The sequence below is a fragment of the Sphingomonas sp. AC411 genome (genome assembly GCF_979253035.1).
In genome coordinates this window covers 3666647-3679051 of record NZ_CEEDAQ010000001.1, presented here as the reverse complement: position 1 = coordinate 3679051, position 12405 = coordinate 3666647, and the positions used below count along the sequence as shown (strand labels likewise).

Below are 12405 nucleotides of genomic sequence, written 5' to 3'. Positions count from 1 at the left end.
ATCAGGCCGTCTTCATCGTCGCCATATCGATGACGAAGCGGTACTTCACGTCGCTCTTCACCATCCGCTGATACGAGGGTTCGATCTCGTCCATGCGGATCATCTCGATGTCCGATACCAGGCCGTGCTCGTTGCAGAAATCAAGCATCTCCTGCGTCTCGGCGATGCCGCCGATCAGCGAGCCGGCGATCGCGCGGCGCTTGAAGATCAGATTGCCGACCGAGGGCGACGGATGTGCGTGCTCGGGCACACCGACCAAAGTCATCGTGCCGTCGCGCTTCAGCAGCGCGGTGAACGTGTCGAGGTCGTGGCTCGCCGCGACGGTGTTCAGGATGAAGTCGAAGCTGTTGGCGTGCTCGGCCATCGCGGCCTCGTCCTTCGAGACGATCAGGTCCTTCGCGCCGAGACGCTTGGCGTCGTCGCGCTTGTTGGGCGAGGTCGAGAAGACATAGACTTCGGCGCCCATCGCGTTGGCGATCTTGACGCCCATGTGGCCGAGACCGCCGAGACCGACGATGCCGACCTTCTGGCCGGGGCCAACCTTCCAGTGCTTCAGCGGCGAGTACGTCGTGATGCCCGCGCAGAGCAGCGGCGCGACCGCGGCGAGGTCGGCTTCGGGATGTGAGACCTTCAGCACGAAGCCTTCGTCGACGACGATCTTGTCCGAATAGCCACCGAACGTGTGGCCGCCCAGCACGGGATCGGGGCCGTTATACGTGCCCACCATACCGGTCGTCTCGCAATATTGCTCTTCGCCGTCCTTGCACGATGCGCACTCGCCGCAGCTGTCGACCATGCAGCCGACGCCGACGACGTCGCCGACCTTGAACTTGGTGACGTCGCTGCCGACTGCGGTGACGCGGCCGACGATCTCGTGGCCGGGGACGCAGGGGTAGAGCGTGCCTTCCCACTCGCCCTTGGCGGTGTGAAGGTCGGAATGGCAGACGCCGCAGAAGGCGATGTCGATCGCGACGTCGGTCTTGCCGGGTTCGCGACGCTCGAACGAGAAGGGGCGAGCGGGGTTTCGGGGATTGCGCGGCGTAGCCGTGGGCGGTCGTGGTCATGAAGTTCCTGATCTATTTCAAGCTGGGCTCGGGATATAAGCGTCGACCATATGATAACTACCGGTCGGTATGTTTATTTTGCTGCACTGCGGCAATCGAGTGGGTCGATCAAAGGATGCTGGGCATTGCGACGAGGCGTCGGGCTTCTCCCCTCCCTGGAAGGGAGGGGTTGGGAGTGGGTCGGTTTCCGGATCGTGGGACGGTTGCGGCTGGAGCTGGCCTACCCACCCCCAGCCCCTCCCTTTCAGGGATGGGAGCAGGATGAACTCGTTCCTCGCGCGCGGCCTTCACTGGCCTTCCGGACCGCCCTGCCCTAAAGCGCCCGCACATTCTTATACCAAGGGCATATCATGGGTTTTCGCTGCGGCATCGTGGGACTGCCGAACGTCGGCAAGTCCACTCTCTTCAACGCGCTGACCGAGACGGCCGCGGCGCAGGCGGCGAACTATCCGTTCTGCACGATCGAGCCGAACGTCGGTAACGTCGGCGTGCCCGACAAGCGGCTCGACGCGCTCGCCAAGATCGCCGGATCGCAGAAGATCATCGAGACTCAACTCGGCTTCGTCGACATCGCCGGCCTCGTGCGTGGCGCGTCGAAGGGCGAAGGGCTCGGCAACCAGTTCCTCGGCAACATCCGTGAGGTCGACGCGATCGTCCATGTGCTGCGCTGTTTCGAGAATGGCGACGTGACGCATGTCGACAACAAGGTCGATCCGATCGCCGATGCCGAGACCGTCGAGACGGAGCTGATGCTGAGCGATCTCGAAAGCCTCGAGAAGCGCGTCCCCAACCTCGCCAAGAAGGGCATGCAGGGCGACAAGGAAGCCAAGATCGGCGCGGCGGTGCTCGGCCAGGCGCTCGAATTGCTCCGCGAAGGCAAGCCCGCGCGGCTGACCGTGCCGAAGGACGAGGACGAGGCGCGCGTGTTCGCGCAGGCACAGTTGCTGACCGCTAAGCCCGTCCTGTACGTGTGCAACGTCGACGAGGGCGATGCGGCGAACGGCAATGCGCTGTCGGCGCGGGTGTTCGAAAAGGCGAAGGCCGAAGGTGCGGAAGCCGTCGTGGTGTCGGCCGCGATCGAGGCGGAAATCGCGACGATGCCGGCCGAGGATCGCGGCGAGTTTCTCGGCGAACTGGGGCTGGAAGAGACCGGCCTCGCGCGGGTCATCACCGCGGGGTACAAGTTGCTGCATCTGCTGACGTTCTTCACGGTCGGGCCGAAGGAGGCGCGTGCATGGACCGTGCACGAGGGCGCGACCGCTTCGCAGGCAGCGGGCGAGATCCACGGCGATTTCGAGAAGGGCTTCATCCGCGCCGAGACGATCGCGTTCGACGACTTCATCGCGCTGGGTGGGGAATCGAAGGCGCGCGAGGCGGGCAAGCTGCGCGCGGAAGGCAAGGCGTACGTCGTTCAGGACGGCGACGTGATGCACTTCCTGCATAGCTAAGGATTTGGCGGCGGCGAGTCAGCGATAGTTTTCGCAGGCTATCCCGTCGCCGTCGCCGTCCATGCCGGCACGATAGCCCGGCTGGCCGCGGTGAAGCGGCGCGGCCCCCGCCGCCCACACTTCGCGACACCCGCTGTAGAAGACCGAGCTTTCCGATCCGGCGCTGGCTGACTGGCGAGCCGGGGTCGATGATCGGTATGCCGGTCGAACGACGTTATAGGGCTCGGCGTCGGATGCTGACCGGGCGGGTGCGGCAACATGACGCTGCAGCGCCGGCGGCGCGGTAACCGGCGTATGAGGCACCGCCTTGGTATCGACGATGACCGGGGGTGCAGCCGGCTGCGGTTCGGTGGCTTTCCAGACACCAGCAAACATCAATGTCGAGGCGACCGCCGTGACCGCGCTAAAGGAGCGCTCCATGGCGCTGTTATATGTGCGTAGTGGTTGACGAAGACTTATCGGTGGGTTGCTGGCTTAAGAGCCAGGAAGGCAAAGGTCCGATGTCCGCTATGAAGAGGTAATCAGACCGGCTGTTTTCGTAATGGGGATGGCCTAAGCCGCCGTCGTAGCGGCCCGCCTATCGCCTTGAGGAGGCGGCCCTGATCGAGGGACATTCAACGAGCCAATCTATAGGCAGGACGTTTATGGCTACGTTAGGTGGTATTTGGTAAAAGCTTAGAGACCTGTAACTCCAAGCAAACGGAACACACCGCTTCAAGACCGCAGCGTGTAAAAATACCTGAAACTCCGCTGGAGCATGGCGGACTGACTCGATGAAACTGTGTTGGATATGCCGCTCTCCGCCGAAATCATGCAACGCTTTTGAGGTGAGGTAGTCGGCGTAAGCCCCGACCGAGAACAGCGAACCCAGCAAGCTGACCAACACGAAAGTTGGGCCACGAAACGACGCTAATCGAGACGGCAAAAGAAGCTCGCTGTACCGATCGCGAGACAGGCAGAAACGATCCAGCTCCAATACGGTGCCGCCAGTCTATCTGACCAAACGGTGGCTAGAAATATTGGCTGAAGTAGCCCGCCATAAAATATGACAGCAATTGCCGCATACGTGGCGCATCCAAGCCCTAAAGTTCTCAGCATCCGACATCCCCCGCAGCCACCGATTACCATGCTGAACGAATGGCTGCTATCCGGCTGCCTTGAATTCGTCGCCGTGTTCGACTTTTGGGCGCTATCCGTCGGTCCTAGTATGATCGGGCAAGGCCAGCGGTCGTCTTGCGGCCTTGCGACCTGCAGCGGCGACTATGACGGCGCTGGACAGGAGGATGCCGGATACGAGCGCGCCTACCGACAGCAGGCCGGCGGTGGTGACCGAGGCGTCGAAGGTGGTGCGCTTGCCGATCCGGATCGAGACTTTGGCGGCGGGGGTGCTTGGGGTCTTGGTGCGTTCGGGGTGCGTTGGGGTCTTCATGGGTGGAGGCTGAACCTTTCGCGGCTTGCGGGCAAGGCTGCGGGTTGGCACTGTGTGGGCTTTGGCGGGGTCGGGGAGAGACTGCGTGGTTGTGGCGGGTCGTGCGGGGGTTAGACTATCGACATGCTCGCGCGCCTGATCCTGGCTTTGCTCCTTGCTGCGTTTGCGTTTCCTGCGGTGGCGCCGGCGGCGTGTCATGATGCGTCTGCTTCGCGGCGGCCTGCCGTCGTCATGGACATGGCGGCGATGGGCGGGGCGCAGGAGGCCATTTCGGATCATGAGCCGGATCATCGAGCGGGTCACGAAGCGCCCGATCGGAAGGCGACCGCGCTGCATGGGTGTATCGGGTGCGTGCCGCCTTCGAACTGGAATGGCACCCGCGTTCTGGGCGTGGCGTTGCGGGAGCCGGTCATGGTGACCGAGCGGGTGGCGGTGCTGGATCTTGGGGCTGGCATCGCGCCGGCTTTGCGGCCTCCGCGAGAGGCTTGATCGTCGGGTGCTGATGCGCCCCGATTTTCAGGCTTTTCCAAGGATATACTAATGACTCGATATAGGTTTCTCGCGGCTGGTGCCGTGAGGGCGATGCTGCTTGCGGGTGGTGTCGTGGGGACGGTGCTGCCGGTTGCTGCGGTGGCGCAACATTCCATGGCCATGCCGGGCATGACGATGCCGGATGCAGCTCCCAAGAAGACGGTGAAGAAGGTCAAGTCGCGGCCGGTGGCTAAGGCCCCGGCCGCTCGCGCGTCGCAGTCTGGGAGTGCTGTCGATCATTCGACGATGGACCATTCGGCGATGGGACACCCTGCTCCGGTCGCGCCGCCGACTTCGGCCGCGCCGTCTGCGATGCCGGACGCCATCCCGGGGATGGATCATGCGCAGATGGATCACTCGGCGATGCCCGGGATGGCGATGGATCATGGTGCCATGGATCATGGCGCGATGGGCCACGCGATGATCGTGGACCCGGCCTATCGCGCCGCGTCCGATGCGGCGGTGGCGAAAATGCCCGCGGGGTCGGCGATGGCCGGGATGGCGATGGGGACTTCCGCCGGCTTCTATAGCCAAGGTAGCGGGACGTCGCGGCTGCCGGCCGCCGAGGGGCCGATGCGTGGGTATATGACGCAGGCGGGCGAGTGGATGCTGATGGCGCATGGCTATGCATGGGGCGTCGCGACCGACCAGGGGGCCGCGCGGGAAGAGCGAGGCGTTCGTGCAGTCGATGGCGATGCTGATGGCGGATCGCGACCTGGGCGACCGCTGGCATATCCAGTTGCGGGCGATGAACAGCCTGGAGCCGTTGATGGGCGCGCGGGGCTACACGAACTTGTTCGCGACGGGCGAGCTGGCGAACGACCGGCCGCTGGTCGATCGGCAGCATCCGCACGACCTGTTCATGGAGCTTGCTGCGAAGATCGATTACCGGCTGGGGAACGGCAACACGCTGTTCCTGTATGGCGGGCCGGTCGGCGAGCCGGCGCTGGGGCCGAGCGCGTTCATGCACCGGGGTCGGCGCGGTATCAGCCGATGTCGCCGATCACGCATCACTGGTTCGACTCGACGCATATCACCTACGGCGTGGTGACGGCGGGCTATGCGACGCCCGCGTTCCAGTTGGAGGCGTCGGCGTTCAAGGGACGCGAGCCGGACGAGCATCGTTGGGGGATCGAGACGCCGCGACTCGATTCGTGGAGCGTGCGGGGGACGTGGACGCCGTCGCCGTTCTGGGCGGTGCAGGTGAGCCATGGGCGGCTGAAGGAGCCCGAGGCGCAGCATCCGGGCGAGGACGAGAACCGCTCGACCGCGAGCGTGCAATATGCGCGGGGCGGGCTGGCTACGACCTTTGCGTATAGTCTCAAGGACCGGGTGCCTGGGGAGAAGCTGAGCGCGTTCCTGGCGGAGGCCAATTACGAGCTGACGCCGCGGCATGCGGTGTTCGGCAGGCTCGAGAACGTGGCGAACGACGAGCTTTTCCCGACCACGACGATCCGTTGCATGATCGGAAGTTTCGCGTGACGAAGGCTGAGGTCGGGTATGCGTACCGCTTGCCGATCGCCGGGCCGTTGGGGTTGGCGCTGGGTGGGACTGTCGCGGCGTATGCGAAGCCGGCGGCGCTGGAGGCCGCTTATGGGAAGACGCCAGTGAGTTGGACCTTGTTCAGCAAGCTGGCGGTGGGGTTGTAGGTCCTTGGCCAAATAATCTCCCCTCCCGGCGGAGGCCGGGGTCCAGTTGGGTAGGTCGGAATAACGACGCGCAACGCGTATCGGCGATGTCCCCCAACTGGGCCCCGGCCTTCGCCGGGTGGTGCTCGCCATTGGGCGGTCATATCCACGACGCGAACGGGTTTCCCTCGCCGGGCGTGCCGAGTAGGGATCGCGCGACGTCGGCACCTGCTCGGGACGAACGGTTATGATGAAGACGACTGTGCTCGCATTGCTGGGGCTGGCACTCGCCGGGTGTGCGTATCCGTATACGCCCCCTGCCCTTGCGCCGATTACTGCGCCGGCTCCTGCATCGACCGCGGCGGCTGCGATGCCGGGCGAGGCTCGGGCGCCGGTTACGATTCTCGTGTCGATCGATGGGTTTCGGCCGGATTATCTCGACCGCGGCGTCAGTCCGAACCTCAACCGGCTGCGCGCGGGCGGGGTGTTGGCGAGCATGCGGCCGTCGTTTCCCAGCGTCACCTTTCCCAATCACTGGACGCTGGTGACGGGGCTGCGGCCCGATCGCAGCGGGATCGTGGGGAACAAGATGGAGGATCCGGCGCGGCCGGGCGAGACGTTCACGATGGCGACCGACGATCCGTTCTGGTGGAGCGAGAGTTCGCCGATCTGGGTCGATGCGGAGAAGGCGGGGATCCGGACCGCGACGATGTTCTGGCCGGGCGCGAACGTCGCGGTCGGGGGACCGCCAAACCGAACAGCCACGGTGCGATCGAGGGCGGCACGCGGCCGGAGGACTGGCAGCAGTTCAACCAGCAGGTTTCGGGGACGCAGCGCGTCAACGCGGTGCTCGACTGGATGCGGCGGCCGGCGGCGACCCGGCCCAAGCTGGTGACGCTGTATTTCGATACGGTCGACAGCGCGGGTCATGCGGGCGGGCCGGACAGCGCGGGCGTGACTCAGGCTGTCGCGGACGTCGATGCGAGCATCGGCGCGCTGGTCGGCGGGTTGGCCGCGCTGGGGCAGCCGGCGAACCTGGTGATCGTCGCGGATCACGGCATGGCGGCGACCAGCAGCACGCGCGTCGTGGCGCTCGATACGATCGCGGACAAGGCGGACTATCGCACCGTCGAGATGGGGCCGTACGCGACCCTGTTCGCGGTGCCGGGGCATGAGGCGGCGCTGGAGGCGCGGTTGCTGAAGCCGCACGATCATCTGCAATGCTGGCGAAAAAGCGAGATCCCGGCGCGCTTCCATTATGGGCGCAATCCGCGGGTGCCGAGCTATCTGTGTCTCGCCGATGTCGGCTGGCGGGTGGATGCGAGTGCGCCGACCCGGGCTTCGGCCGGTGGGATGCACGGATACGACAACATGGCGCCGGAGATGCGCGCGCTGTTCATCGCCAACGGGCCGGCGTTCGGTCGCGGCAAGACGATCCCGAGCTTCGACAATGTCGCGATCGAGCCCTTGCTGCGCGACCTGATCGGGTTGCCGGCCGAGGCGGGCTGGACGGAACCGCTGCTCCCTTCCAGAAGGTGATGCAACGATAAGAGGAGAGGTTCGCGTGCAGTATTTCGAGGATATCGAGGTCGGTCGGACCGCGTCGTTCGGCTCCTATGCCATCACCCGCGAGGAGGTGACCGCGTTCGCCGCGAAATACGATCCGCAGCCGTTTCATTTGTCCGACGAGGCGGCGGCGCAGACGCATTTCGGGCGGTTGTCGGCGAGCGGCTGGCATACGTGCGCGATGACGATGGCGATGCTGGTCGCGCATCTGAAGGAGAACGAGCAGGCGGGGCTCGGGTCGCCGGGCATCGACGAACTGAAGTGGATCAAGCCGGTGTATCCGGGCGACACCTTGCGCTGCGAGAGCGAGGTTCTGGAAAAGCGCGTGTCGGCAAGCCGGCCGGAGATGGGGATCTTCAAGAGCCGGATGCGGGTGTTCAATCAGGACGGCGTGATGGTGATGACGTTCGTATCGAACGGACTGGTCGCGACGCGCCCTACGGAAGGGCCGGCTGGCTGACTGGTGGGCGTCAGCCCGAACACTGTCTGGCTCTCATGCAGTAGTGATTCACGCGAAGGCGCAAAGGCGCAAAGCTAGACAGAAGGTTTGTTCACGCGAAGGCGCGGAGGCGCGGAGAAGATTTGGTATGACCGAGCCGCTTGGTGAGCTTTGGTGCCTTTTGAGAGGAGGTCGCCCTCCCCTCGCTATTCTACAACTCTCCGCGCCTCCGCGCCTCCGCGCGAACAAACCTTCTGTCTCTTCGCGCCCTCGTTCCTTCGCGTGAACCAATCTACGCTAGTTACCGGGGCGTGCGAACGCCGCCGGGATTGCCGCCACGAAATCCGCGGTTGCCACCGCCGAAGCTGCGGCCCTGCGTTCCGCGATTCTGGCGGTATTCGCGCCGGTCCTGACGGGCCTCGCCGCGATACTGCTGGCGCGCCTCGCGACGTTCGCCGCGGAACTGGTCCGGTGTGATCTGGCCGTTGCGGAGCTGTCCGCGATCCTGGCGGCGGTCTTGGCGGAAATCGCGGTTGGCTTCGCGACGATCCTGACGATATTCGCGCGCCGCGGGATTGTTGCCGCGGGCGAAATTGCCCCAGTTGCCGTTACCGCGATAGTTGCCGCGACGACCCTGCCAATAGCGCTGTTGCGCGCCGTTCCAGCGATACGGGCGACGATTGCGATCGTAGACGTAGACGCCCGAGCCGGGATAATAATAATTGCCGTTCCAGCCGTAATAGGAATTCAGGCCGCCATAGCCTGCGAACCCATCATACCCTGCGCCATACCCTGCGCCGTAATAGCCGCCGCCATACCCGCCACCGTAATAGGGGTCGCTCGCATAGCCGAGGCCAGCGCCGCCATAGCCGTAACCGTCTGTGCAGCCAGCGACGCCCAATCCGAGGCCCAGGGCCAGGCCGATAATGCCGAAGCGTTTCATAAACATGGAAATTCTCCCGTACGCGGAGGGCGGACACAACGCGCCGCCATTCGTCGCACAACGGAGACACTATGTCGCAAGTTCCATGAACGAGGTCTGACGGGATTTCGTACCGGGGGTGGGAATGGGGTCTGACGGGGTTTTGAGTTCGGCAGGAGCTGGGAGAGGAACCGGCACGCCCTTCCTTACTGTTCCCTCGCGGACGCGGGGGTCCAGGGTAACGGAGCGCCGCGGTACTTAGCTGGGCTCCCGCGTCCGCGGGGAACGGTTTGGGGGAACAGTTTGGGAGGTACGCTTCCCCGGCGGAGGCCGGGGCCCAATTGGAATGGCTGAGGTAACGGCGAGGCGTCCTCCGTTGGCGACGTTCCCCAATCTGGGCCCCGGCCTTCGCCGGGGGTGCTTTAGTTGGCGGCGTACGACTGCCTTACGGCGGGAGGCATGCGGCGAGGATGGGCGCGCGGCGGGTTCGCCGAGTGCGATCAGTGGCCGGGGAAGTGGATCAGGGCCGAGGCCTCGATGCCGTCTGAGCGTAGGGCGTCTGCGCCGCCTAGCTCGGGGAGATCGACTAGGAACTGCGCCTGCGTGACGATCGCGCCGGCCTTGTGAAGCAGGCGGACGGCGGCGCGGGCGGTGCCGCCGGTGGCGATCAGGTCGTCGACCAGCAGGACGCGCGCGCCGGGGCGAAGGCGTCGGCGTGGATCGCGATGCGGTCGGTGCCGTATTCGAGCGCGTAATCTTCGGCGATCGTGGCGCCGGGAAGCTTGCCGTCCTTGCGGATCAGCAGGACGCCGGCCTTGAGCGGTGCGGCGAGGGCTGCGGCGAACAGGAAGCCGCGGGCTTCGATGCCGGCGATCAGGTCGACGGGCCGGAAACTGCCGCGACCATGCGTTCGATCGCGGTCGCCCAGCCGTGGGGTCGAGCAACAGCGTCGTGATGTCGCGGAACTGGATGCCGGGCTTGGGGAAGTCCGGGATGGTGCGGATCAGGGCCTTGAGGTCGGCATTCTGCTCGGCGAAATCGGACATGGATCGTTCCCTTCGTTCCGCACGACGGCGGCGGATGGGCCGAGACGCGACGCTGCGCCCCGGCCGAAACGAAAGCGGCGGATCGGGCTTATCACCCGTCCGCCGCTCCCTCTATCCGTGCGCCCTTACCGCGGGAGCCCGGCCGCCATCAATGCTTAACGTCGCGCCAGACGTTCTGGTACGCGCCCCAGGCGAGGCCGCAGAAGATCAGGATGAAGATGATCGACGCGAATCCGGCGGCGTGGCGCGCCTCCAGATTGGGCTCGGCGGTCCAGGTCAGGAACGCGGAAACGTCGGTCGACATCTGGTCGATCGTCGGCTTGGTGCCGTCCGCATAGGTCACCTGACCATCCGAAGTCAGCGGCGGCGGCATCGCGATGTTGAGGTTCGCGAAATACGGGTTGTAGTGGAGACCCTCGGGCGTCTTGATGTCCGGGAATTCCTTCAGCAGCGCGGCGGGCTGTGTCGTGTAGCCGGTCAGCAGCGAGTGGACGTACGCAGTGCCCTCCTCGCGCGCCTTGGTGATCAGCGAGAGATCGGGCGGCAGCGCGTTGTTGTTGGCGGCGCGGGCGGCGACCTCGTTCGCGAACGGCGACGGGAAGCGATCCGACGGGATGTTCTTGCGCGTTGCCGCTTCACCCGTTTCCGGATTGATCGACGGCTGCTCGATCACCCACTGGTTGGCGATCGCCTTAACCTCGGGCTCCGAATAGCCGATCTTCTGCAGGTCGCGGAACGACACGAGCCGCAGCGAGTGGCAGGCGGCGCAGACCTCCTTGTAGACCTGGAACCCGCGCTGCAGCTGGCGACGGTCGAACTTGCCGAACACGCCGTTGGAGGCGAGCTCGAGTTCCTTCGGGTGCTTGTGCGCGACGCTCTCGGCGGTCGGCGCGACGGGATCGGTGATGACCCCGCGACGCTGCCGAAGAGCGCGATGCCGAGCACCAGCACGAAGGCCGCGCCGACGATGGATGCGATGAGACGAACCATGTGTGTGTCCTCGAGTTCGTATCAGTGCGCGGCGTGCGGTGCAGGCGACGTCGTGGACGTCGCGAGCGCGGTCTTGGCCGGGCTGGTGCCACCGTGGTTGGCCAGAACGGCCTCGGTGATCGAGTTGGGCAGCGGCCGCGGACGCTCGGAGCGCGAGATGATCGGCAGGATGATCAGGAAATGCGCGAAGTAATAGGCCGCGCAGATCTGGCTGAGGATCACGTAGAACGCGTTCGCCGGGGCGCCGCCGCAATAGCCGAGCACCAGGATGTCCGCGACCAGCACCCAGAACGCGATCCGCGCCTTGGGACGGTAGTTCATCGAACGGACCGGCGAGCTGTCGAGCCAGGGCAGGAAGAACAGCAGCAGGATCGAGCCGAACATCGCCAGCACGCCCCACAGCTTGGCCGGCAGGATGAAGTCCGCGGTGAAGGCGCGCAGGATCGCGTAGAACGGCCAGAAATACCATTCGGGGACGATGTGCGCGGGCGTCGAGAGCGGGTTCGCCGGGATGTAATTGTCCGGGTGGCCAAGATAATTCGGGAAGAAGAACAACAGGCTGGCGAAGATCAGCAGGAAGATGCCGAGCCCGAAGCCGTCCTTGGCGGTGTAATAGGGGTGGAACGGGACGGTGTCCTGCTCGCCCTTCACGTCGACGCCGGTCGGGTTGTTCGAGCCCGGATGTGCAACGCCCAGATGTGCAGGATGATGACGCCCGCGATCACGAACGGCAGCAGGTAATGCAGCGAGAAGAAGCGGTTGAGCGCGGCGTTGTCCGGCGCGAATCCGCCCAACAGCCAGATGCGGATGGTGTCGCCGACTAGCGGGATCGCCGAGAAGAACCCGGTGATGACCTGCGCGCCCCAGAAGCTCATCTGGCCCCAGGGAAGGACATAGCCCATGAACGCGGTCGCCATCATCAGCAGGAAGATGACCACGCCGAGCAGCCAAACCATCTCGCGCGGCGCCTTGTACGAGCCATAATACAGCCCGCGGAAGATGTGCGTGTAGACGACGATGAAGAACATCGATGCGCCGTTGGCGTGCGCATAGCGCAGGAACCAGCCCGCGTTGACGTCGCGCATGATGCTCTCGACCGAATCGAAGGCGACCGCGCCATTGGCGGCGTAGTGCATCGCCAGCACGATGCCGGTGATGATCTGGATCGCCAGCGCGGCGCCAGCGAGCACGCCGAAGTTCCAGAAATAGTTGAGGTTGCGCGGGACGGGATAGCCGCCGCCGAGTGAATTGTAGACGAGCCGGGGAACGGGAAGCCGCTCATCCAGCCACCGCGTCAGCGGCAGCTTCGGTTCGTATTGCTTGGCCCAGGGAAAGCTCATGT

The 12405-nt window shown here is 65.0% G+C and carries 11 protein-coding genes and 4 pseudogenes; 8 read left to right on the top strand and 7 right to left on the bottom strand.

All coding sequences use genetic code 11. The features are described from left to right. Nucleotide 1: 1 nt before the first annotated feature. Nucleotides 2–1064, bottom strand: a pseudogene (locus AC0IX7_RS18940) (NAD(P)-dependent alcohol dehydrogenase). Between the two features lie 350 nt (nucleotides 1065–1414). Here AC0IX7_RS18940 and ychF point away from each other — a divergent pair. Beyond that, nucleotides 1415–2512 carry a redox-regulated ATPase YchF gene (ychF, locus tag AC0IX7_RS18935; RefSeq protein WP_471813390.1) on the top strand — a complete coding sequence of 366 codons (1098 nt, stop codon included), beginning with the start codon at nucleotides 1415–1417 and terminating at the stop codon, nucleotides 2510–2512. Between the two features lie 18 nt (nucleotides 2513–2530). Here ychF and AC0IX7_RS18930 read toward each other — a convergent pair whose 3' ends face one another. Together AC0IX7_RS18930 and AC0IX7_RS18925 are read right to left on the bottom strand one after the other, a co-directional pair. Then, on the bottom strand, nucleotides 2531–2932 hold the full coding sequence (locus AC0IX7_RS18930; RefSeq protein ID WP_471813389.1) for an excalibur calcium-binding domain-containing protein: 402 nt from the start codon (nucleotides 2930–2932) through the stop codon (nucleotides 2531–2533). A 769-nt stretch (nucleotides 2933–3701) separates the two neighbouring features. Next, nucleotides 3702–3941 (bottom strand): hypothetical protein, encoded by a 240-nt coding sequence (locus AC0IX7_RS18925; protein ID WP_471813388.1) that lies wholly within the window; start codon nucleotides 3939–3941, stop codon nucleotides 3702–3704. 123 nt (nucleotides 3942–4064) lie between these two features. Here AC0IX7_RS18925 and AC0IX7_RS18920 point away from each other — a divergent pair, with 123 nt between their 5' ends. From AC0IX7_RS18920 to AC0IX7_RS18890, 7 genes and pseudogenes are all read left to right on the top strand, one after another. Then, the gene (locus AC0IX7_RS18920) at nucleotides 4065–4430 is read left to right on the top strand and encodes a hypothetical protein (protein WP_471813386.1); all 366 of its coding nucleotides are present in this window, start codon (nucleotides 4065–4067) and stop codon (nucleotides 4428–4430) included. A gap of 661 nt (nucleotides 4431–5091) precedes the next feature. Next, nucleotides 5092–5523 carry a hypothetical protein gene (locus tag AC0IX7_RS18915; protein WP_471813385.1) on the top strand — a complete coding sequence of 144 codons (432 nt, stop codon included), beginning with the start codon at nucleotides 5092–5094 and terminating at the stop codon, nucleotides 5521–5523. After that, the gene (locus AC0IX7_RS18910) at nucleotides 5466–5954 is read left to right on the top strand and encodes a hypothetical protein (protein ID WP_471813383.1); all 489 of its coding nucleotides are present in this window, start codon (nucleotides 5466–5468) and stop codon (nucleotides 5952–5954) included. The genes AC0IX7_RS18915 and AC0IX7_RS18910 overlap by 58 nt, the downstream gene beginning before the upstream one ends. After that, complete coding sequence (locus AC0IX7_RS18905) at nucleotides 5951–6121, top strand: hypothetical protein (RefSeq protein WP_471813381.1); 171 nt, start codon at nucleotides 5951–5953, stop codon at nucleotides 6119–6121. Before AC0IX7_RS18910 ends, AC0IX7_RS18905 begins: the two co-directional genes overlap by 4 nt. A gap of 226 nt (nucleotides 6122–6347) precedes the next feature. Further along, nucleotides 6348–6797 (top strand): annotated as a pseudogene (locus tag AC0IX7_RS18900) (alkaline phosphatase family protein); the annotation flags it as partial. Next, nucleotides 6749–7639, top strand: coding sequence for an alkaline phosphatase family protein (locus AC0IX7_RS18895; protein ID WP_471813379.1), 891 nt, complete (start codon nucleotides 6749–6751; stop codon nucleotides 7637–7639). The pseudogene AC0IX7_RS18900 and the gene AC0IX7_RS18895, both read left to right, overlap by 49 nt. A gap of 25 nt (nucleotides 7640–7664) precedes the next feature. Continuing rightward, nucleotides 7665–8126, top strand: a complete 462-nt coding sequence (locus tag AC0IX7_RS18890; RefSeq protein ID WP_471813378.1) for a MaoC family dehydratase — start codon at nucleotides 7665–7667, stop codon at nucleotides 8124–8126. A gap of 280 nt (nucleotides 8127–8406) precedes the next feature. Here the strand turns inward: AC0IX7_RS18890 and AC0IX7_RS18885 are convergent, their stop codons facing one another. From AC0IX7_RS18885 to AC0IX7_RS18870, 4 genes and pseudogenes are all read right to left on the bottom strand, one after another. Then, a complete protein-coding gene (locus tag AC0IX7_RS18885; protein ID WP_471813377.1) occupies nucleotides 8407–9054 on the bottom strand; it encodes a hypothetical protein in 648 nt (215 codons plus the stop codon). Nucleotides 9055–9527: 473 nt separating this feature from the next. Next, complete coding sequence (locus tag AC0IX7_RS18880; protein WP_471813376.1) at nucleotides 9528–10073, bottom strand: phosphoribosyltransferase family protein; 546 nt, start codon at nucleotides 10071–10073, stop codon at nucleotides 9528–9530. A 148-nt stretch (nucleotides 10074–10221) separates the two neighbouring features. After that, nucleotides 10222–11063, bottom strand: a pseudogene (locus AC0IX7_RS18875) (cytochrome c1). Nucleotides 11064–11084: 21 nt separating this feature from the next. Beyond that, nucleotides 11085–12403 (bottom strand): annotated as a pseudogene (locus AC0IX7_RS18870) (cytochrome b). Nucleotides 12404–12405 lie beyond the last annotated feature (2 nt).